The following is an 18,898-nucleotide window of genomic DNA, read 5'->3' on the forward strand; positions in this document are numbered from 1 at the left end:
GCAGTGCTTGGCATTTCCCTAAAGCTGGACCTGTTGTCCAAGACTGGTCAACCTCCGCGCCGGCACTTGCCGCACACTGTCCAAACATCGGATAATTCCTCGTAATTCATTGAATTTTAAGCAAATACCGGAAGGTCGTCACAAAACCTTCATGCGATTTTCATAGAGGAGCAACGGATTGTTGACGGGTAGCGCCGCAACCTGCGCAACGTCATTTAAGGCCTTTTTTCGAGCATTTTGAAAAGCGCTCGTGCAGTGGAGTAATGCGTATGTCGTCTGCGGCTGTTCTCGAACCGGGTGTTGTCCGGCGATATGCAGGCGACCAGCTTGTTACCCTCGGGAAACTGGTTCTCGAAAACGCCTTCCAGCCGATTGTCGAAGTGGCGACAGGATCGGTCTTCGGTTACGAATCCCTGCTGCGTGGCCATGAACGGATCGGCTTTTCCTCTCCGCCGGAATTGCTCGACGAGGCCCAGCAGGCAGGCCAGCTTCTGGCGCTGGAGCAGATGATGTCCGGCCGCGCGCTCGCCAAATTCGCGACGCTTCCCGACTATTCGTCAGCCACGCTTTTTCTCAATCTGGATGTCCGACTGATCCGTCAGGGGCATGAATTCCTCGAAAGAGTGCTGCACCATCTGCGGGCGGCCGAGATCGCGCCGTCTTCGGTCTGTTTCGAATTCTCCGAACGCTTCGACAACACCAGCGTACCGGAATTTGCCGATCTGGTGGCCGATATGCGCAAGGCGGGCTTCAAGCTCGCCATCGACGATTTCGGTGTCGGTCACGGCGAGATGAAGCTGCTCTGTGACTTCCCCGTCGACTACCTGAAGATCGACCGGCATTTCGTGTCCGATATCGACCGCAATCCGCGCAAGCGCCATCTGGTCAAGAATATCGTCAACATTGCCCACACGCTCGGTATCCGGGTCATTGCCGAGGGCATCGAGACGGAATCCGAATTTCTGGCCTGCCGCGAATATGGTGTCGATCTCGTTCAGGGCTATTTCATCGCCAAGCCGACGACCTTCCTGACCGAACTGCAGCCGGCCTTTCCGCATCTTGCCGATATCGGCCGTGCGCGCCGTTCCAGCCAGTCGCTGGACGAGATCCTCATCCGCAAGCAGATCGAGAGACTGCCGACGGTTTTCGAGAATGACGCGATCGATTCTGTATTCGAATTGTTCCGCCGCAATCCGCGCCAGGCATTCTTTCCGGTCCTGAACGCCAATGGCGAACCGCGTGGCGTCATCAACGAATACCACCTGAAGGAATTCATCTATCAGCCCTTCGGTCGCGACCTTCTGAAGAACAAGGTCTATGAACGCTCGATCGCTCACTTCGTCGAGCGCGCCCCGATCATCGGGCTGGATGCCGAGGCGGAAGAACTGATGAGCCTTTTTGCCAACATGGAAAACAGTGCCTGTGTCATCCTCACCGAAAACATGCGTTATGCCGGCGTCGTCTCGGCCGCATCTCTCATCAAGGTGGTGAACGAGAAGCAGCTGAAGATCGCGCAGGATCAGAACCCGCTGACTAGCCTGCCGGGTAACCGCGCGGTACGCGATTTCATGCAGGAAGCTGGCCGCGACGACGAAGAAAGCCGCTTTTTCTGCTATTGCGACTTCGACAATTTCAAGCCGTTCAACGATCACTACGGTTTCCAGAAGGGCGACCACGCAATCTCGCTGTTTGCCGCGCTGATGAAGCGTTACTTCTTCTCGGAGGGTGACTTCCTTGGCCATATCGGCGGCGACGACTTCTTCATCGGCATCCGCGATTGGACACGCGAGGAGCTGGACGAAATCCTCGAGCGCCTGCTGTCGGATTTTCACGGCGATGTGATCGAGCTTTATTCCGAAGAAGAACGAGCCTCCGGCAGGATCCGCGGTCATGACCGCTCGGGCCGCGAACGGGACTTCCCGCTGTTGCGCTGCTCTATCGGCGTTCTGGAGCTGCCCAAGGGCCTGCTTCTCGATGATATCGGCCGCATCAGCGTCGAGATCGCATCGGTCAAGGCAACTGCCAAGGAGAGCGAAGGCGGTCTCGTCTTCTCGTCCTTTGGTGAGACAAAGTGACCGGCCACATCCACCGGTCCCTTTCTAAGGCAGAGGTCGTGTCCTAAGTCAGTGGTCTCATGCTGACAGGAGACTTTTATGCCGCTTCCCAATGAGATGCGTTTCATCGACCTGCCGTCCTTCGGTTCCCCCGACGTGATGGTGGTTGCCCGCGGGCCGCTGCCGAAACCGCGTCCCGGCGAAATTCTGGTCAAGGTCGAGGCAGCGGGCGTCAATCGCCCCGATGTGGCGCAGCGTCAGGGCAATTATCCGGCGCCCAAGGATGCAAGCCCGATCCTCGGGCTGGAGATTGCCGGCGAAGTCGTGGCTCTCGGAGAAGGCGTTTCGGAATATTCGGTAGGTGACAAGGTCTGCGCACTGGCGAATGGTGGCGGTTATGCAGAATATTGCGCAGTGCCGGCCGGCCAGGCTCTGCCTTGGCCGAAGGGCTATGATGCGGTCAAGGCGGCTGCGGTGCCGGAAACCTTCTTCACTGTCTGGGCCAATCTCTTCCAGATGGCCGGCCTGACCGAGGGTGAGAGCGTGCTGATCCATGGCGGCTCAAGCGGCATCGGCACGACCGCAATCCAGCTTGCAAGGGCCTTTGGAGCAACCGTCTATGCAACGGCCGGATCTAAGGAGAAATGCGACGCCTGCGAAAAGCTCGGCGCCACGAGAGCGATCGACTACAAGTCGGAAGATTTTGCCGAAGTCATCAAGACAGAGACTGAAGGGCAGGGCGTCGATGTCGTGCTCGACATGATCGGGGCGGCTTATTTCGAGAAGAACCTCTCCGTGCTGGCCAAGGATGGCTGCCTGTCGATCATAGCTTTCTTAGGGGGAGCCAAGACCGACGCCATCGATCTGAGACCCATCATGGTCAAGCGCCTGACGGTGACCGGTTCGACCATGCGGCCGCGCACCGCAGACGAAAAGCGCGCCATTCGCGACGATCTCGTCACCGAGGTCTGGCCGCTTCTGGAAAAGGGTGAGATCGCCCCGGTAATCCACTCGGTGCTGGAATTCGGTCAGGTCGCTGATGCCCATAGGCTGATGGAAACCAGCAGCCATATCGGCAAGATTGTTCTGAAGATAGGGGAAGGAAAGGTGGCTTGAAGGAATCACAATCCGGTTCAGGCTTGCGAATGCTAAGCCGGGATCGGTGATTTTGCAAAGCACTTATATTCGCGCAGCGTTACATAACTTGCCTTGCAAGACATGCGTATGACACCTACCTTCTAGTCATCGTCAACGTAGTGAAAGGAAGGTGATCCAATGTCTAATGAGATTTCGGTCTGCGTAACGGGCAATGGAAAGGTGGCGGTCTTGACGGGGCAGCCCTCGGCCTGAACCACATCTTCTTTCGGACTGTCGAGAGACGGGCCGGGTTCGTTGAACGGACCAGATTTCATGGAAGGGTCGCCTCGGCGGCCCTTTTCCTTTTCTGCAGCAGGCATACGCGCGCGGCATGCCCGCAGCGAGGCTTCGCAAAATTGATGCGAGTTTTTTGAGCTTAATTCTTTCAGGTATGCCTATTTTTAGCGCGGTTGCTTTGACCGAGATCACAAAAATCCCTGCTCATTTGGCAAGGGTGTGCTGCTAATCGAGTGCTACTTCAAGACGGTCTTCGCGCGTATAACAAACGCATCGAAACAAGAGGGCGCCACCAACCGGCCGCCGTTTCGAAAGCCCAGGAAAGGGGGACCATCATGAACGTGAAACGCACTTTGACGAATTGGCGCAACTACCGTCGGACGGTTGCCGAACTGGAGCGGATGACGACGCGCGAACTGGCAGATCTCGGGATCACCCAATACGAGATCCGCAGCTTCGCTCGGACCGCCCACGGTTTCTGATCGAAAAACAGGCAAATACTTCGATGAAAACGCCCGCCATGACGCGGGCGTTTTGCTTTTGTGGGATTCCGCCGGATCAGATGCCTATCCGCCCGAGTGCCGGTATCTTGAGGCCGGGTCGGGCAAGATCGAAGCCCGCGACAAGTCCGAGAAAATGCACTTCCAGACCGCTGCGCTGGCCGACCGAGAAACCGGCAAGTCCACGCAGCGTTACATGAAGGTCGCGCCGGTCTTCGTCCAGATGAACGAATTCACCATTCGGCAGATAGTCGCGCCCCACCGCATGCGGCGGCAGCACGGCGCCGATTTCCGGCACGGTGCGCAGCACATAGGCGACGAACGTATTGGAATTCGGCCCGGGCCAAATCGTGTAGCCGCCGGGTTCTGCATAAGGATAGGCCGCGATCGCGCCTTCTATCTTCGGGATCAGTAACTCGGCCTTCGATCCCGTGACCGTGGCGACCAGCTGCGGTTCGTTCGAATACCAGTAGGCGTCGGGCGCCCGGTGATTGCGCCGGATCGGCGATCCCCAGCCCACCTTGTCGTAACGGGTATAGGCCGATGCGCCTTTTTCCTTGGTGACGATCCAGGCGTGGCTGGCGACAGAACCTTTAAGCCCACCCGTCATGGCGGAGAAGATGTAGATCGCCGCATCCTTGTTATCCTCGGGCTTGGGCAGGATGCCCGCCGAGGTCCAGCGCGCCGCACTCCACCCGGATGGATGATCCTTCATTGCCCAAAGCCCCGCAGACGCGAAGGTCGGCAGCAGGTAGACGATGAAGATGACGACCAGCAGACGTTTTACCGATTTCATAAGCATTTCCCGTGCAAGTCTTCCGCGAACAGGATAAGAGCCTGCCACCAATCTCTTGTTGCCATAGAAGCCAGCAAAATCAGGACAGACCATGCAAAATCCCGTTACCGTTGAAGTGACCCGCGGTTCTTCCGTCGAAAGCCGTCACAGAGGATTGGGTGTGGTTGTCGATGGAAGCGGAAAGACGGTGTTCTCCTTCGGCGATGCTGAGGCCGGCGTCTTCCCGCGTTCCTCCTGCAAGGCCATGCAGGCGCTGCCCTTGATCGAGAGCGGTGCTGCGGACGCCTATGGTTTCGGCAATGCAGAACTCGCCTTTGCCTGTGCCTCTCACTCCGGCGAGGATCGTCATGTCGAAATGGCGGCATCCATGCTGGCCAAGGCCGGGCGCGATGTCTCTTCACTCGAATGCGGCGCGCACTGGTCTTCCGATCAGGCAACCCTGATCCATCAGGCGCGAACCATCGACAAGCCGACGGCGCTGCATAACAACTGCTCGGGCAAACATTCCGGCTTCGTCTGCACCTGTGTCCATTCCGGCGCGCCGGTCGAAGGTTATGTCGGTTACGATCACCCGCTGCAGCGCGAAATCCGCGATGTCATGCAGAGCCTGACGGGTGCAGTGCTTGGCGCCGACAATTGCGGCACGGATGGCTGCTCCATCCCGACCTATGCCGTGCCGCTCAAGGGACTGGCCCATGGTTTCGCGAAAATGCTGACCGGCGAAGGGCTTGCCGCATCGCGTGCCAAGGCGTCACGACGCCTGATCGATGCCTGCATGGCCGAGCCTTTTTACGTCGCCGGCACTGATCGCGCCTGCACGAAGCTGATGGAAGTGGCTCCGGGCAAGATCTTTGCCAAGACCGGTGCCGAAGGCGTTTTTGTTGCAGCACTTCCCGACCAGGGCCTCGCCATGGCTGTCAAATGCGAAGACGGCACGACCCGCGCCGCCGAAGCGATGATCTTTGCGCTGATTTCCCGCTATTTCGAAAAGGGTGGCGAAACCCAGACGAAGCTGATGGCCATGGCCAACCGCCAGATGAAGAACTGGAACGGCATGCCTGTCGGTGATGTCCGCGTAACCGACGCCATGTTCGCCTGATAGAAGCGTATCGGCATCGCTCTGCACTGGTCTGCGTCTCCTGTCATGTTATGACTGTTGCAGATCAGGAGGATGTGGATGAACACGTTCTATTTTTCGCCCGGCAGTTGCGCGCTTGCCAGTCACATCGCACTCGCCGAATCCGGCCTGCCTTATCAGGTGAAGAAGCTGAACTTCGCCGAGGGCGAGCAGCGGTCTGAGGCCTATCTGGCGATCAATCCCAAGGGGCGTGTCCCGGCGCTTGTCACGGATAAGGGCGTGGTAACGGAAACCGTTGCCATTCTCGGCTATATCGCCCAGGCGGCACCGGAAGCGAGGCTTGCGCCGCTTGCCGATCCCTTCCTCTTTGCCAAGATGCAGGCCTTCAACGCCTACATGGCGTCCACCGTGCATGTTGCGCATGCGCATGGCCGGCGCGGTTATCGCTGGGCCGATCAGGAAACCTCATTCGAGGACATGAAGAACAAGCTGCCGCAGGTGATGAGCGAGTGTTTTCGCATTATCGAAGACGGCATGCTCGAGGGTCCCTATGTGCTCGGAGAGCACTATTCGACCGCCGATCCCTATCTCTTCCTGATGTCCGGATGGCTGAAGAGCGACCGGGTGGAAATCGCAGATTTTCCGCGCGTACACGCGCATTACCGCATGATGCTGGAGCGTCCCGCCGTGCAGAAGGCACTGGCGGAAGAAAAGGCAGCCTGAAGCAGAAGCAGCAACCGGTTTGCATCCCAAATTGCGGTGAACGCTCTATGCGCAGCGCGCGAGTGGCATGCTTTCCGGCTGAGCTTCGGCATCGGCTACCATCGGTGCCGGCATCGGAAGATAAGGCATGGGCAGGTCTGCGAGCTGCAGCAGATCCATCGCCCGAATGTCAGGATGGTCGAGAGCGTCTGGTCGGAGGGCCTCGGCCGCCGAGCGGGTCGACATCGTTTGTAGTATCGTGTTCAAGAAAATCTTGAGGGGGTTCATTATTCACCTCGCAAATGGTGGTTTCATTTGCAGGTTGAATATGTGCTTCGTTCGGCGTCACTACAATCGACATTATCAGGTACTCGTTATAGGTTTTCTATATGAGTAATCTGAATCTCGTCCATCTGAATGGTCTTCGGGCACTGGAGGCTGTCGCCCGTTTGGGCTCGTTGCAGGCCGCAGCGGCAGAGCTTGGCGTTTCGATCGGCGCCGTCAGCCAGCAGGTGATCAAGGCGGAAGCGCAGCTTGGTCATCCTGTCTTTCAACGCCTGCCGAAAGGCATGATGCCGCTGGATACGGCAAGGCCTATGCTGGCGCGACTGACGGACGGGTTCCGCAGCCTTTCGGAAGCAGTGGCTGTCGGACGAGCGCGAGATGACAAGCTGCTGACGATCTCCGTGGCGCCGGTCTTCGCAGCCCGTTTCCTTGTGCACCGGCTCGACCGGTTCACGGCATTGCATCCCGAGATCCGCCTGCGCATCGATGCGACCACCGCTCTGGCGGATTTCGTCACCGATGGCGTGGATATCGGCATTCGTGTCGGGGCAGGAAAATGGCAGGGTGTGAATGCGGACCTGCTGTTGCCGCAGCTCGTTTTTCCCGTCTGCGCGCCGGCTCTGGCCGCGAAATTGCGCGAGCCGAAGGACATTCTCGAACTGCCCACGATCATCGACGGGCATGCGATGTTTTCCTGGGATGTCTGGCTTAGTTGCGTGGGCCTCGAGGGGCGGCAGATGCAGGTCCGTCACGTCTTCAATGAAGCCTCGCTCTGTCTCGACGCAACGATAAGGGGCGAGGGCGTCATGATCGCCTGGCAGACGCTTGCCGATTATCCGCTGGCGCAGGGCAAGCTGGTTGAGCCCTTTGCCATTCGCGCCGCGACCGGCTTCGGGCATTATTTCGTCACGCCCGCCGGAATTCGCCAGCCACCGAAGGTCAAGGCCTTTCATCGATGGCTGACGCAGGAGCTTGAGGCCTTGCAGCCTGAATAGTCTTATGGATTTGCCGGTTCGGCGTTCCGCTTTGCCCACATCGCCTGATAGCCGGGGCGATGGGTGCAGGCCTCATACCATGCCTTCAGCGATGGACGGTTGTCGAACAGCGAGTGATAACCGCGTGCATAACGCAGGATTTCGATGACATTGATATCCGCGGCGGTAAACCGATCGCCAACGAGATAATGTGTTGTCTCAAGATGCTTTTCGAGCGCATCCAGAGGACGGACGAGGCAGTCGGCTGCATCGTCGATCGCTGCGATGCCTTCCGGCGTGTCGCCCTTGGTTGACTGGATCTTCAGCGCATCCGTTTCGATGCTGGTTGCCGCAAACAGCGACCACTGCACCATCAGTGCTTCTTCCTCGACATTCTTCGGGCCGAGTTCGCCGCCATATTTGCGGGCGAGATAAAGCGAGATCGCAAGTGACTCATGCAGCACGAAGCCGTCGTCGTCCATCGACGGGATCGATCCCATCGGATTGACGGCAAGAAACTCGTCCGAGCGGGTGTGCACCGGGCAGCCGGGGGCAGACGTGTCAGCCAAGCGATAGGCCTGGATGATCGGCACGAGCTCGAATGGCAGGCCGATTTCCTCGATAAGCCAGAGTGGCCGCGTCGCGCGTGAACGGTAAACCCCGTAGATCTTCAGCATCGATATCTCCTTGATGAGTTGGCGCGAAGCTAAAGCAATTCCAGCAAAAGTGGGAACCGGTTTTGCGTTCGGAATTGCGTGAAACAAATGATTAGAGCACTTCTGGCGAAATCTATTTTCGCCAGAAATGCTCTAAGCAGGTTCGGTGACGAACGGAAGATCATCCTGGGTTGGACGCCCATGAAAGTTTTCGATAGGATTAAATCGTGTCGGATAACCTCAAGGAGCTTCCCATGCGCACCACCCAGTCCCTCAGCATCACGCTTCCGATCGAGATGGCGGAAATGGTCAAGGCCAAGGTCGCCTCCGGTGAATACGCATCCGAAAGCGAAGTCATTCGCGACGGCCTGCGCACCCTGATCGCCCGCGACGCGGCAATCGAAAAGTGGCTGGTCGAGGAAGTCGTGCCGACGATAGAGGCGGTCGATGCCGGTCGGGTGAAGGCTCGTCCGCTTGAAGAGACACGCGAACGTCTGCATGCGAGGATCGACCGCATGGTCGCTGATCGTCGATGAAATATGAGGTCATGTTTTCTGACGACGCTGAAGATGATGTCGCGGAACTGTTGGCCTATCTCGTGCCGAGGGCAGGCGAGCGTGTGGCCAGACGCTATGTCGATAGGCTGATTGATTACTGTCACTCATTTGAGGATTTTCCGGAACGAGGTATCCGCTCGGAGCTCGATCCCAACCTTCGACTGGTCGGTTATCGAAGGCGTGCAACGATCGCTTTCCGTGTCCTGGACAATACAGTGCTGATCGCCCGTATCTTCAACCGGGGTAGGGACGTCGGTTTTAATGAAGATGATCTCGATCTCTAGCTTGCCCGATTGCCTTCTATGGTCAGATGCGAAAATCGCTCTGCGCCGCCCTTTGACAGATCCCCGGTCGATGCTTCTCTCCACCGATACCCGATGATCGCGCCCCGTCTCGCCCCCTGAAAGATGTTGTTGGCGATGATAGCGTCACCTGCACCTTCCACCACGGTCACGACGCAGCCCACCCCGGCGTCGCGCACGATATTGCCGGTCGCCGTGACATTGCGCAGGTAGGGGCCGAAACCGAATGCCAGGCCGCCATAGGGCGCGTTCTCGACCATATTGCCCGTCACTGCCGTATCCGCCTCGGCGCTGATGCCGACGCCGAAGATCGGGTCCTCGACCGTGTAGGGGCCAACCAGGCGCAGGTTGCGGACGATATTGTTGGAGATGGTGGCAAGCCGTCCCCCCTCGTTGAAATTGACGACCGAAATGCCGTTGGCCGCGCCATCCACCAAGTTGCCTGAGATCATCGCGCCTTCGAAGGAGAATTCGGCGTAGATCGCCGTCTCGCCGGATGCGCTGCAGTGATTGCCAGATATCATCGCATTCGAGGCGCTGTTGGCGCGGATCGCGGAAAAGGCCGAATCCGAGATGTGGTTGCCGGAAACGATCACGTCATCGGCGCGGTAAAGGTTGATCGCATTGCCATACTGGCCGGTGCCGCCATTACCCGCGCCGGTGCGCGAGATGCGATTGCCGGAAACGATCGTCCCATCCCGACCTTTTTCCCAGCGATGAATGAGAATGCCGCCATTGCCACAGTCCGAGACGATATTGTCGGCGACCGTGAGATCGGCGCTATTGACCGCATAAAGCCCGTATTCGGCAGCGCGCGTCATCCGGTTGCGCGTAATTCTGCCGCCGCATGCCTCAAGATGCAGCCCCGACTTGCCCCCATTTGCCACGTCGCAATTTTCGATGGCGAGGTCCGCCACGTTGCGAAACAGCGCAAGCGCCGGGGCATCTCCACCAGCCGCGCGCCCCGCACCATCGATGGCCAGGCCCGACAGTTCGATGCGGCGCACGTTTTCGGCCCGCAGCAATATCCCGGAGCCGGACAGGATCAGGCGTGTCGCGCCGGCAATCCCGATCAGGCGGGTGCCATCGGGCAGATCAAGGCTCGATATCGGATAGTCGCCGGGCGGCAGATAGACAGGCATGTTGCGCCCTGCAGCCTCGGTGAGCAGCCGCTGGAGATTGCGTCGCGTCGTTTCTCCTCCGCCCGGTGCGACGCCATGGGCGCTTGCATCGATGGAGCCACGCAATTCGCCGCTGGAGATGGCCGGTGATCGGGCTGCCGCCGACCGGGCAAGAGCCGCAGTCGAGGCCGCTGCGACCAGCCCTGTCAACAGTCGACGTTTCGAAATCATCCAGCTTGCCTCACCACGTCAATAAATAGTTTCCCATTGCAGTATCTGTGATCGACCTGCGTCACAAATATTTGCGTATCCGGGTAAAAACTTTGCAATCATCTCAACAAGACATGTCATCGCACGATTTTATTAAGCAAGGGGTAGTAATTGCTTTTTAAGGTGTATTGCGTGGGGCATGCAATTTCTGGACGTTTCGGGGGCTTGGAGACGGACATGGTAATTCCCGTATCATATGAGATGACGGTGGAAACGCCGAGGGAAGCATTGGAAGATGCGTGCGAGCGATTGCGACGCTCCGTTATGGACAGCGGTTGCGCGCTGGACCTTGCGGAGGCGTTGCAGGAGCTGACGGCGCTGAGGGTGCTGGATCAGTTGCCCGATTTCATTTCGATCAAGGACCGCCGCAGCCGGTTTGTCTTCGCCAACGAAGCAGCCTGCCGTGCGGCCGATATCAGCGATTACTCCAGCCTGATCGGCAAGACCGATTTCGATGTCTTCATCGGAGAGACCGCCAACCGGCTTTTCGCCATGGAGCAGCTGGTGATGGAAAGTGGTTTGGCCGTTGAGAAGCAGGACGAATATCTCGTCCGCCATGACGGCAAGACATTCTGGCTGTCCATCTCGAAAATTGCGCTCAGGAACTCTGCCGGGCAGATCGTCGGTCTGGTCAGCATTTCGCGCGATATCAGCGAGCGAAAACGGCAGGAAGAGCTGCGCCACGGCCAGGCGCGCCTGCTGGAAATGATCGCGCGTGGTCAGCCGCTGGATGTGGTGCTGAATGCAATCGTCCGGCTTATCGAGGCGCAGCTTCATGATGTGAGGGGCGCCGTAATGCTGCTTGACGAGGACCGCAAGCGGTTCTCAGGAGGCGCGGCCCCCGGTCTTTCACCTTCCTATGTGCAGCTCATCGAGAGCATCGAAATCGGTCCAAGTCGTGGTTCCTGCGGCACGGCGGCCTGGACCGGTACGCTCGTGACAGTCGCGGATGTAGAGGCCGACCCGCTCTGGGAGCCATATCGTGAGCTTGGTTCCCTGTTCGGTTTTCGCTCTTGCTGGTCGACGCCGGTCATCGGCGCCGAGGCGCGCGTGCTTGGCACGTTCGCGCTTTATTCGCCCACAAGGCGCGAGCCGACGACGATTGAACTGGAGTTGATGGCGATCGCCACCGATCTTGCCGGCATTGCCATAGAGCGTGCTGAAAGCGAACGCCGTATCCGTCATCTGGCGCATCACGATCCGCTCACCGGCCTGCCCAATCGCACGCTTTTCTGGAGCCAGTTCAATCGCAGCCTGCACGAGGCGCGGCGCGAAAGCCGCAAGGTGACGGTTGCCTATATCGACCTCGATAATTTCAAGGCGATCAACGATACCCACGGCCACGCAGCTGGTGATGCAGTTCTCAAGACGCTTTCGGATCGCATGGCTCACTGTATCCGTGCGAGCGATCTCATCGTCAGGCTGGGCGGCGATGAATTCGCCATCGTCTTCTCAAATCCGGATGGCGACCGCAGCGGCGTGTTGCGGCGTCTGGATAAGCTGCGGGCCCTCATTGCCGAACCTGTCTTGGTTGAGGGAGAAAGCATCGGCGCGACCTGCAGCATGGGCGTCGCCTTCTATCCCGAGGACGGCGAGCTTGCAGAGGATCTCCTGGCAAGCGCTGACCGCGCCATGTACGAAGCCAAGGAACTCGGCCGCGACAGGCTGACTATCTGTGGGTGATTGTCAGGCGCTGGTGAGGATACGCGCGGCACTCGGGCTGCCGGCCTTCTCGTTCGGATAGGTTTCCTCGAACTTGCTGACGAACTTGTCGAACAGCCCGGCGAAGACGTTGAGTTCCTCCTCACTCCAGCCATCGAGCATGGAGGCAAGCAGCCGTCGTTTGGTCGCGTCGACCTGTGCCATCAGCTGGTCGCCGAGTTCCGTGCGCACGACGATCGACCGGCGTCCGTCAGCTTGCGATGCATCACGTCGCAAAAGCCCTTGTGTCACCAGTTCCGCGACCAGCCGGCTCCCGCGTGAAGGATCGAGCCGCATCACATCGGCGATCGCACCGACCGTGACCTCGCCGTCGATACGGTTCATTGCCCGTAATGCATCCAGGTGTGAGATTTCGAGGCTTGGAGCAAGATTGTCGACCAGCGTCCGGCTGATCACCCTGCGGCCGATCAGCAGCCGCATCCTACCCATCACCTCGCTGATATGGGCAATATCGGCGGCGGCTTGAAAGAAGTGTTCTTCGGTCACTGTCTTTGTCATGGCGAAGGAAAATAGCAGAGCTGTATATCCGGGCAAGAATTATCTGCCGCCCGCATCTGGGTGCGATTGACAATTATATGCTAAAAGCACATAAATTGCGCCTCACACTGGATAGCCCATGACACCTCCCGCATCCCTCGTCGTCCCGCTGGTTGCCAGCCACCGCCAGCGATTGATCGTTTTCTGCTTCCTGATGGCGGCGCTTTTCATGGCGACGCTCGACAACCAGATCGTCTCGACGGCATTGCCGACGATTGTCGGCGAATTCGGCCAGATGGAGCGTTTCGGCTGGGTCAGTTCCGCCTTTCTGCTCGCCACCAGCGCCGTAATGCCCATTTATGGCAAGCTGGGCGATCTTTTCGGCCGCAAATACGTCATGCTGGCTGCGATCGTCATCTTCACGCTCGGTTCGCTCGCCTGCGGTTTTGCATGGTCGATGGATAGCCTTATCGCTGCCCGCGTCTTTCAGGGACTGGGCGGCGGCGGTATCATGGTGTCGATCTTCTCGATCAATGCCGATCTCTTCGAGCCGCGCGAACGCGCCAAATACCAGAGCTATTCCAGTCTGATGATCATGGCATCCGGCAGCCTCGGCCCCGTCCTCGGCGGCACGATGAGCGATCTCTTCGGCTGGCGGTCGATCTTCCTCATCAACCTGCCGCTCGGCGTCATCGTCATCACCGGTCTCGTCCTGATGTTGCCCTATCGCCGCCCGACGCGTCAGCCCAGGATCGACTATATCGGCGCCGCAGTCCTGGCCGCGACGATCACCTGCCTCGTCGCCTTTGCCGACAGCCGCCAGATTTTCGGCTCGCTCATTGCACCGGCTTCGCTCGCCCTTCTGGCTGGCGGCATCGTCTGTGCCTGCCTCTGGGTTTTCGTCGAAAGCCGCGTGCCGGAACCGATCGTGCCGCTCAAGCTTTTCCGCGATAGCACGTTCTCGCTCTACCTCATCATCTCGCTTTGCGCTGGTTCGGTCGGCATCGGCCTAGTCAACTATTATGCGCTCTTCCTGCAGACAACGACCGGTCTTTCGCCCTCTGCCGCCGGCCTGTTCTTCATCGCGCTGACCGGTGGCATCGTGACCGGCTCGATTTCCGCCGGCCGGCTGATCTCGATTACCGGGCGCTATAAGCCCTTTACCGTGATCGGCCTGGCCATGAGCGTCGTCATGCTTTTCTGCTTCTCGCAGATCGGTCACGATGTTTCTCTGGTCATGGTCGCGATGATCATGTTCCTGCAGGGCCTCTCGGTCGGTTTCGGCCAGCAGGCGCCGATCATCGGCGTGCAGAATGCCGTGCCGCGCGGCGATGTCGGGGCCGCAAGCGGCGCCGTGGCGCTGATGCGCATGGGCGGCGCTTCGATCGCCATCTCGCTCTTCGGTGCGATCATCGGCACGGGCCTCAAGGCTCATCCGGTCGAAATCCCCGGACTGCCCGATATCGAGACGCTGACGCCAAAGATCCTGGCCACCTTGCCCGAGGCATCGCGTCAGGCCGTGGCGGCCGTCTATCATGATGTCTTCTCGCCGCTCTTCCTCGTTGCGGCAGCCATCGCCCTGATCGGCCTCGTCGCAGCTCTGTGCCTGAAGCCGATCCAGCTTCCGACGATGCAGGCAGCAAGCCAGCCGAAAGAGGAAAAGGCGGCGGCCTGAGGTCCTCGAAACTGCGCCTCTCGAAAGTCTCGGGTTGTCGCCTATCTTGATAGGCATGAAACCCGAGGCTCTGCTTCATCCGACTCCCGCCGGGCTGTTCTGCCCCATCGGAAATTTCCACGTCGATCCGGTCCGCCCCGTCGAACGGGCGCTGATCACCCATGGTCATTCCGATCATGCCCGCTCTGGCCATGGCCATGTGCTCGCCACACGCCAGACGCTCGACATCATGGCGATCCGTTACGGAGAGGATTTTGCAGGCAGCGAACAGGCGGCCGCTTGGGGCGAGGAAATCTTCATCAACGGCGTCAAGGTGATGTTCAAACCGGCCGGCCATGTTCTCGGCTCGGCCCAGATCCTCATCGAAAAGGACGGCATGCGCATCGTCGTCTCGGGCGATTACAAGCGTGGTGTAGACCCGACCTGCGATCCCTTCGAGCCGATCGCCTGTGATGTCTTCATTACCGAAGCAACCTTCGGCCTGCCGGTCTTCCATCACCCCGACCCGAAGGTCGAGATCGCAAAACTGTTCACCTCGTTGAAACAGTTTCCCGAGCGTAGCCATCTTGTCGGCGCCTATGCGCTCGGCAAGGCGCAGCGCGTCATCCGCCTGATCCGCGACAATGGCTATTCCGACCCGATCTATATCCATGGCGCACTGGCGCGGCTCTGCGATTATTATCGGGGGCAGGGCATTGAACTTGGTGATTTGAGGCCTGCAACCATCGAAAAGAGCAAGCCCACGGAATTTTCAGGCGCCATCGTCGTCGGCCCGCCATCGGCGTTTCAGGATCGCTGGGCGCGGCGTTTCAACGAACCGCTGATTTCGTTTGCTTCCGGCTGGATGATGGTCCGACAGCGCGCCAAACAGGGCGGTGTCGAACTGCCGCTCGTCGTCTCCGACCATTGCGACTGGCCGGAACTCCTGTCCACGATCAGGGAGATTGCCCCGCAACAGGTCTGGGTCACCCATGGGCGCGAGGAGGCGCTGGTAAGGTGGTGCGAGCTGCAGGGCATTCCGGCAAGGCCGCTGCATCTCGTGGGCTATGAGGATGAGGGGGATTGATGAACGCCCGTCCGCATCGAAACACCCCCCTCTGGCCTGCCGGCCATCTCCCCCACAAGGGGGGAGATCACAGGTGGCCTGCACCTTGCCCAGCTCAGGCGTTTGCGAGTGCATCGATTAAACCGTCTCTTCTTTCGTTGAATTTGATCGAGGCAAGCCATTACGCCCAGCTGATCTCCCCCCTTGTGGGGGAGATGGCCGGCAGGCCAGAGGGGGGCTGGCACGGCAAAGCCCCGGCCACCGGGGAGACTCCCCCATGAAACCCTTCGCAACCCTGCTCGACCGCCTCGTCCTCACCCCATCCCGCAACGGCAAGCTCACCCTGCTCGTCGATTATTTCCGCACCACACCCGATCCCGATCGCGGTTATGGCCTCGCAGCCCTTGCCGGCGCGCTGGATTTGAAAAGCGTCAAGCCTGCCATGCTGCGTGAACTGGTCATGGAGCGGATGGACGAGGTCCTGTTCCGTTATTCTTACGATTATGTCGGCGATCTCGCCGAAACCATCTCGCTCGTCTGGGATGGCGGCGCCAAGGACGTTGCCGACCATGCCCCGCAACCCCGCCTGTCGGAGGTCGTCAAGCGGATGAATTCGCTCGGTCGCACCGAAGTTCGCGGTGCCGTGCGCGATCTGCTCGACCAGCTCGACACATCCGGCCGTTTCGCCTTCCTCAAACTTGCCACCGGGTCGCTGCGCATCGGGGTATCCGCCCGTCTCGCCAAGCAGGCGCTGGCCGATATGAGCGGAAAAGACATCATCGAGATCGAAACTCTCTGGCATGGCCTCACACCACCCTACGAAAGCCTGTTCGCCTGGCTGGAGGGCAGGGCGGACAAGCCGGTTCTTGCCACCCCGGCGATCTTCCATTCCGTCATGCTCGCCAATCCGGTGGAAGACGGTGATCTCGAAAAGCTCGATCCGGCCGATTATGCTGCCGAATGGAAATGGGACGGCATCCGCGTGCAGATGTCGAGTTACAGCGGCACGAAGAAACTCTATTCCCGCTCGGGCGATGATATTACCAACGCTTTCCCGGATGTCGTCGAGGCGATCAATTTCGACGGCGTCATCGATGGCGAGTTGCTCGTCGGCGGCACGAAGCGGACCAACGCTCCGACCCGAACTTTCTCCGATCTGCAGCAGCGCCTCAACCGCAAGACGGTTACGGGAAAGATGATGGACGAATATCCCGCCTTCGTCCGCGCCTATGATCTTCTGTTTCAGGGCGAGGCGGACATTCGCGATCAGGGCTTTCTCACCCGTCGCGATCGTTTGGCTGATGTAATCGACAAAGCCCCTCACGACCGGTTCGATCTCTCCGATCTGGTGCCCTTCACCGATTGGAGCGAACTCGACCGGTTGAGAGCCGACCCGCCCGATCCGGTCATCGAAGGCGTGATGATCAAGCGCAAGGACAGCTCCTATCAGGCCGGTCGCCTCAAGGGGCCGTGGTTCAAGTGGAAGCGCGATCCCTATAACATCGATGCCGTCATGCTTTACGCCCAACGCGGCCACGGCAAACGCTCGAGCTATTATTCCGACTTCACCTTCGGCGTCTGGACCACGACTGATGAGGGGGAACAGCTCGTGCCCGTCGGCAAGGCCTATTTCGGCTTCACTGACGCGGAACTGGAAGTGCTCGACAAGTTCGTCCGCGATAACACGATCGACCGTTTCGGCCCGGTGAGGGCGGTCAAGGCGACGCCCGATTTCGGCTTCGTGCTGGAAGTCGCCTTCGAGGGCATCGCTCGCTCCACCCGCCACAAATCCGGCGTCGCCATGCGCTTTCCCCGTATTGCAAGGCTCAGGCAGGATAAGCTGCCGCGCGATGCCGACCGGCTGGAAACGCTTGTCGCAATGATCGAGACACGCGAGGCGAAAACCTGAAATTTTCGATCATGCTTAAATTGTGCATGACGTCAGTTAGCGGATGCCTCTCACGCCAAGGTGATTATTTTGGCCGCAGCGGTTGCGCCTTCTGCGACGCACCAATCCGCTTGTCCCGCCCGGCGGCCTTCCCGTGTCGCCTTGCATTTTCAAAGCCCCGTGGGCGAGATCGCCAACGCGCATATTTGAGAAATACGATGTCCATTCCTGAAATTGCACTGCCTCGCCGCCCGCTATCTCTCAAGTCCAGCGCGGTTTCCCTGCCGCGCGGCTTCTTCTGGTTCGTGCCGGTCATCATGGTGCTTGCCGGTTTCATCATCTGGTGGCAGGGGCCGGGCCTTTGGCGTGACTATCAGATCAGCCGCAACCCGGTCGTGCTGCAGGACGGAGACATCCGCAACGGCAAGTGCACCACGCGAAAGGGCGTGATGACTGAATGCGAGGCAAAGCTTGCTTATAGCTACCAGGGGCGAGCTTATGAGACGGAGACGCATTTCTTCTTTGTCGATATGCATTCCGGCGACTACATGACCGAACTCGTCATCGCCGCCGATCGCCCCGAACTCGCCACGCTGACACTCGGCCTGGAAAAGCTCTGGAACCGGGCCATCTCCTTCGCCGTCCTTGGAGGCCTGATGGTGCTTCTCAGCGGCGCAATGGTGTTTCTGGCGATCCGTGTCTGGCGCGTGCGCGGCCAGATATGCAGGCCGGCGGAACTGACGCTGATCCCGGTCGCGGTCACTGCCGCGAAGAAGAGCCGCAAACGCCTGTTCGTCACCTATGTGGACAAGCTCGCGCCCGGCATGACCAAGCGCACGGCCTACACGCTGTTTGGGCGCGATGAGGAGCCCCTGTTCCTGACTGATCCGCAGGGCAATCCGGTCGGTGCCGCCGTCCGCCATGGAAAGACGGCCCTGCCGGTGATGATAGATGCCGGACTTCAGCGCATTGACCTGACGGCAGAAGAGCGCGAGACGGCACTCGCTTCGATCCGTGCCGCCGAGGCGGATGCCAATGAAATCGAGCCGCAAGCCGCACCGAAGAAGAAACTTCAATGGATGCAGGGCTTCAAGACGCTTCTCGTCGGCATCATTCTCGTCGTGGTCGCTGCGCTCGGTTACTGGGCCTGGTACGTCACCACGTCGCCGACGCAATTCGACCAGATCGGCATGGAGATCAATAACGTCATGCCCGGCCCGCTCAACGAGTGGGGCTGCGGCCAGTTGCAGAAGCGTTTTGGCGATGACCGCGCACCGCGTGGCTGCTCGGCTGCCGATCATCTGAGCTGGAAATAGGGCGGCAGTCCGGCTTTCGTTTTCTTGAACGCCTCCGGCCCCATTGACGAACATGTGACACGCAGCATTTTATCGTCTGCTAAGAGTGCCATGTGTTCGTTCCGCT

General features: G+C 59.4%; 18 protein-coding genes. 13 read left to right on the plus strand and 5 right to left on the minus strand.

Annotation, left to right across the window (positions count from 1 at the left end; all coding sequences use genetic code 11):
- Positions 1 to 269: 269 nt before the first annotated feature.
- The 3 genes from ACI3K0_RS06915 (at position 270) to ACI3K0_RS06925 (ending at position 3,910) form a co-directional block, all read left to right on the plus strand.
- Entirely contained in the window at positions 270 to 2,075 is a 1,806-nt protein-coding gene (locus tag ACI3K0_RS06915) for a bifunctional diguanylate cyclase/phosphodiesterase (RefSeq protein WP_404945155.1), read from the plus strand.
- A gap of 78 nt (positions 2,076 to 2,153) precedes the next feature.
- A complete protein-coding gene (locus tag ACI3K0_RS06920) occupies positions 2,154 to 3,170 on the plus strand; it encodes an NAD(P)H-quinone oxidoreductase (RefSeq protein ID WP_404945156.1) in 1,017 nt (338 codons plus the stop codon).
- A 593-nt stretch (positions 3,171 to 3,763) separates the two neighbouring features.
- Entirely contained in the window at positions 3,764 to 3,910 is a 147-nt protein-coding gene (locus ACI3K0_RS06925; RefSeq protein WP_148144014.1) for a DUF1127 domain-containing protein, read from the plus strand.
- A gap of 76 nt (positions 3,911 to 3,986) precedes the next feature.
- Here the strand turns inward: ACI3K0_RS06925 and ACI3K0_RS06930 are convergent, their stop codons facing one another.
- Positions 3,987 to 4,724, minus strand: a complete 738-nt coding sequence (locus tag ACI3K0_RS06930) for a DUF3750 domain-containing protein (protein ID WP_183822847.1) — start codon at positions 4,722 to 4,724, stop codon at positions 3,987 to 3,989.
- Positions 4,725 to 4,815: 91 nt separating this feature from the next.
- Between ACI3K0_RS06930 and ACI3K0_RS06935 the strand changes: the two genes are divergently transcribed.
- Positions 4,816 to 5,823 (plus strand): asparaginase, encoded by a 1,008-nt coding sequence (locus ACI3K0_RS06935; protein ID WP_183822845.1) that lies wholly within the window; start codon positions 4,816 to 4,818, stop codon positions 5,821 to 5,823.
- A gap of 78 nt (positions 5,824 to 5,901) precedes the next feature.
- Positions 5,902 to 6,525 (plus strand): glutathione S-transferase family protein, encoded by a 624-nt coding sequence (locus ACI3K0_RS06940; protein WP_404945157.1) that lies wholly within the window; start codon positions 5,902 to 5,904, stop codon positions 6,523 to 6,525.
- 45 nt (positions 6,526 to 6,570) lie between these two features.
- Here ACI3K0_RS06940 and ACI3K0_RS06945 read toward each other — a convergent pair whose 3' ends face one another.
- A complete protein-coding gene (locus ACI3K0_RS06945; protein ID WP_183822843.1) occupies positions 6,571 to 6,750 on the minus strand; it encodes a hypothetical protein in 180 nt (59 codons plus the stop codon).
- 143 nt (positions 6,751 to 6,893) lie between these two features.
- On the opposite strand from ACI3K0_RS06945, the gene ACI3K0_RS06950 reads away from it, so the two are divergent.
- Complete coding sequence (locus ACI3K0_RS06950) at positions 6,894 to 7,784, plus strand: LysR substrate-binding domain-containing protein (RefSeq protein ID WP_183822841.1); 891 nt, start codon at positions 6,894 to 6,896, stop codon at positions 7,782 to 7,784.
- Positions 7,785 to 7,786: 2 nt separating this feature from the next.
- Here the strand turns inward: ACI3K0_RS06950 and ACI3K0_RS06955 are convergent, their stop codons facing one another.
- Entirely contained in the window at positions 7,787 to 8,440 is a 654-nt protein-coding gene (locus ACI3K0_RS06955) for a glutathione S-transferase family protein (protein WP_183822839.1), read from the minus strand.
- A 233-nt stretch (positions 8,441 to 8,673) separates the two neighbouring features.
- Here ACI3K0_RS06955 and ACI3K0_RS06960 point away from each other — a divergent pair, with 233 nt between their 5' ends.
- Both ACI3K0_RS06960 and ACI3K0_RS06965 read left to right on the plus strand, forming a co-directional pair.
- On the plus strand, positions 8,674 to 8,955 hold the full coding sequence (locus ACI3K0_RS06960) for a type II toxin-antitoxin system ParD family antitoxin (RefSeq protein WP_183824068.1): 282 nt from the start codon (positions 8,674 to 8,676) through the stop codon (positions 8,953 to 8,955).
- Positions 8,956 to 8,966: 11 nt separating this feature from the next.
- The gene (locus tag ACI3K0_RS06965; RefSeq protein ID WP_246435920.1) at positions 8,967 to 9,260 is read left to right on the plus strand and encodes a type II toxin-antitoxin system RelE/ParE family toxin; all 294 of its coding nucleotides are present in this window, start codon (positions 8,967 to 8,969) and stop codon (positions 9,258 to 9,260) included.
- Here ACI3K0_RS06965 and ACI3K0_RS06970 read toward each other — a convergent pair.
- Positions 9,257 to 10,630, minus strand: coding sequence for a TIGR03808 family TAT-translocated repetitive protein (locus ACI3K0_RS06970; protein WP_183822835.1), 1,374 nt, complete (start codon positions 10,628 to 10,630; stop codon positions 9,257 to 9,259). The two genes, ACI3K0_RS06965 and ACI3K0_RS06970, sit on opposite strands and share 4 nt — an antisense overlap.
- A gap of 216 nt (positions 10,631 to 10,846) precedes the next feature.
- Between ACI3K0_RS06970 and ACI3K0_RS06975 the strand changes: the two genes are divergently transcribed.
- Positions 10,847 to 12,352 carry a diguanylate cyclase domain-containing protein gene (locus tag ACI3K0_RS06975; protein ID WP_404945158.1) on the plus strand — a complete coding sequence of 502 codons (1,506 nt, stop codon included), beginning with the start codon at positions 10,847 to 10,849 and terminating at the stop codon, positions 12,350 to 12,352.
- A 3-nt stretch (positions 12,353 to 12,355) separates the two neighbouring features.
- On the opposite strand, the gene ACI3K0_RS06980 is transcribed toward ACI3K0_RS06975, so the two are convergent.
- Positions 12,356 to 12,877 (minus strand): MarR family transcriptional regulator, encoded by a 522-nt coding sequence (locus ACI3K0_RS06980; protein WP_343062390.1) that lies wholly within the window; start codon positions 12,875 to 12,877, stop codon positions 12,356 to 12,358.
- A gap of 130 nt (positions 12,878 to 13,007) precedes the next feature.
- Here ACI3K0_RS06980 and ACI3K0_RS06985 point away from each other — a divergent pair, with 130 nt between their 5' ends.
- The 4 genes from ACI3K0_RS06985 (at position 13,008) to ACI3K0_RS07000 (ending at position 18,792) form a co-directional block, all read left to right on the plus strand.
- Positions 13,008 to 14,543, plus strand: a complete 1,536-nt coding sequence (locus ACI3K0_RS06985) for an MDR family MFS transporter (protein WP_404945159.1) — start codon at positions 13,008 to 13,010, stop codon at positions 14,541 to 14,543.
- A 55-nt stretch (positions 14,544 to 14,598) separates the two neighbouring features.
- On the plus strand, positions 14,599 to 15,609 hold the full coding sequence (locus ACI3K0_RS06990; protein ID WP_183822829.1) for a ligase-associated DNA damage response exonuclease: 1,011 nt from the start codon (positions 14,599 to 14,601) through the stop codon (positions 15,607 to 15,609).
- 256 nt (positions 15,610 to 15,865) lie between these two features.
- Entirely contained in the window at positions 15,866 to 17,497 is a 1,632-nt protein-coding gene (locus tag ACI3K0_RS06995; RefSeq protein ID WP_183822828.1) for a cisplatin damage response ATP-dependent DNA ligase, read from the plus strand.
- Between the two features lie 197 nt (positions 17,498 to 17,694).
- Entirely contained in the window at positions 17,695 to 18,792 is a 1,098-nt protein-coding gene (locus ACI3K0_RS07000) for a hypothetical protein (RefSeq protein ID WP_210303620.1), read from the plus strand.
- Positions 18,793 to 18,898 lie beyond the last annotated feature (106 nt).

It is taken from the genome of Rhizobium sp. ZW T2_16, from assembly GCF_044987325.1.
Lineage (GTDB): Bacteria > Pseudomonadota > Alphaproteobacteria > Rhizobiales > Rhizobiaceae > Neorhizobium > Neorhizobium cellulosilyticum.

Coding starts and splice junctions, on each gene's coding strand:
- ACI3K0_RS06915 (WP_404945155.1), top strand. CDS start 270: ATGTCGTCTGCGGCTGTTCTCGAACCGGGTGTTGTCCGGCGATATGCA.
- ACI3K0_RS06920 (WP_404945156.1), top strand. CDS start 2,154: ATGCCGCTTCCCAATGAGATGCGTTTCATCGACCTGCCGTCCTTCGGT.
- ACI3K0_RS06925 (WP_148144014.1), top strand. CDS start 3,764: ATGAACGTGAAACGCACTTTGACGAATTGGCGCAACTACCGTCGGACG.
- ACI3K0_RS06930 (WP_183822847.1), bottom strand. CDS start 4,724: ATGAAATCGGTAAAACGTCTGCTGGTCGTCATCTTCATCGTCTACCTG.
- ACI3K0_RS06935 (WP_183822845.1), top strand. CDS start 4,816: ATGCAAAATCCCGTTACCGTTGAAGTGACCCGCGGTTCTTCCGTCGAA.
- ACI3K0_RS06940 (WP_404945157.1), top strand. CDS start 5,902: ATGAACACGTTCTATTTTTCGCCCGGCAGTTGCGCGCTTGCCAGTCAC.
- ACI3K0_RS06945 (WP_183822843.1), bottom strand. CDS start 6,750: ATGTCGACCCGCTCGGCGGCCGAGGCCCTCCGACCAGACGCTCTCGAC.
- ACI3K0_RS06950 (WP_183822841.1), top strand. CDS start 6,894: ATGAGTAATCTGAATCTCGTCCATCTGAATGGTCTTCGGGCACTGGAG.
- ACI3K0_RS06955 (WP_183822839.1), bottom strand. CDS start 8,440: ATGCTGAAGATCTACGGGGTTTACCGTTCACGCGCGACGCGGCCACTC.
- ACI3K0_RS06960 (WP_183824068.1), top strand. CDS start 8,674: ATGCGCACCACCCAGTCCCTCAGCATCACGCTTCCGATCGAGATGGCG.
- ACI3K0_RS06965 (WP_246435920.1), top strand. CDS start 8,967: ATGTTTTCTGACGACGCTGAAGATGATGTCGCGGAACTGTTGGCCTAT.
- ACI3K0_RS06970 (WP_183822835.1), bottom strand. CDS start 10,630: ATGATTTCGAAACGTCGACTGTTGACAGGGCTGGTCGCAGCGGCCTCG.
- ACI3K0_RS06975 (WP_404945158.1), top strand. CDS start 10,847: ATGGTAATTCCCGTATCATATGAGATGACGGTGGAAACGCCGAGGGAA.
- ACI3K0_RS06985 (WP_404945159.1), top strand. CDS start 13,008: ATGACACCTCCCGCATCCCTCGTCGTCCCGCTGGTTGCCAGCCACCGC.
- ACI3K0_RS06990 (WP_183822829.1), top strand. CDS start 14,599: ATGAAACCCGAGGCTCTGCTTCATCCGACTCCCGCCGGGCTGTTCTGC.
- ACI3K0_RS06995 (WP_183822828.1), top strand. CDS start 15,866: ATGAAACCCTTCGCAACCCTGCTCGACCGCCTCGTCCTCACCCCATCC.
- ACI3K0_RS07000 (WP_210303620.1), top strand. CDS start 17,695: ATGTCCATTCCTGAAATTGCACTGCCTCGCCGCCCGCTATCTCTCAAG.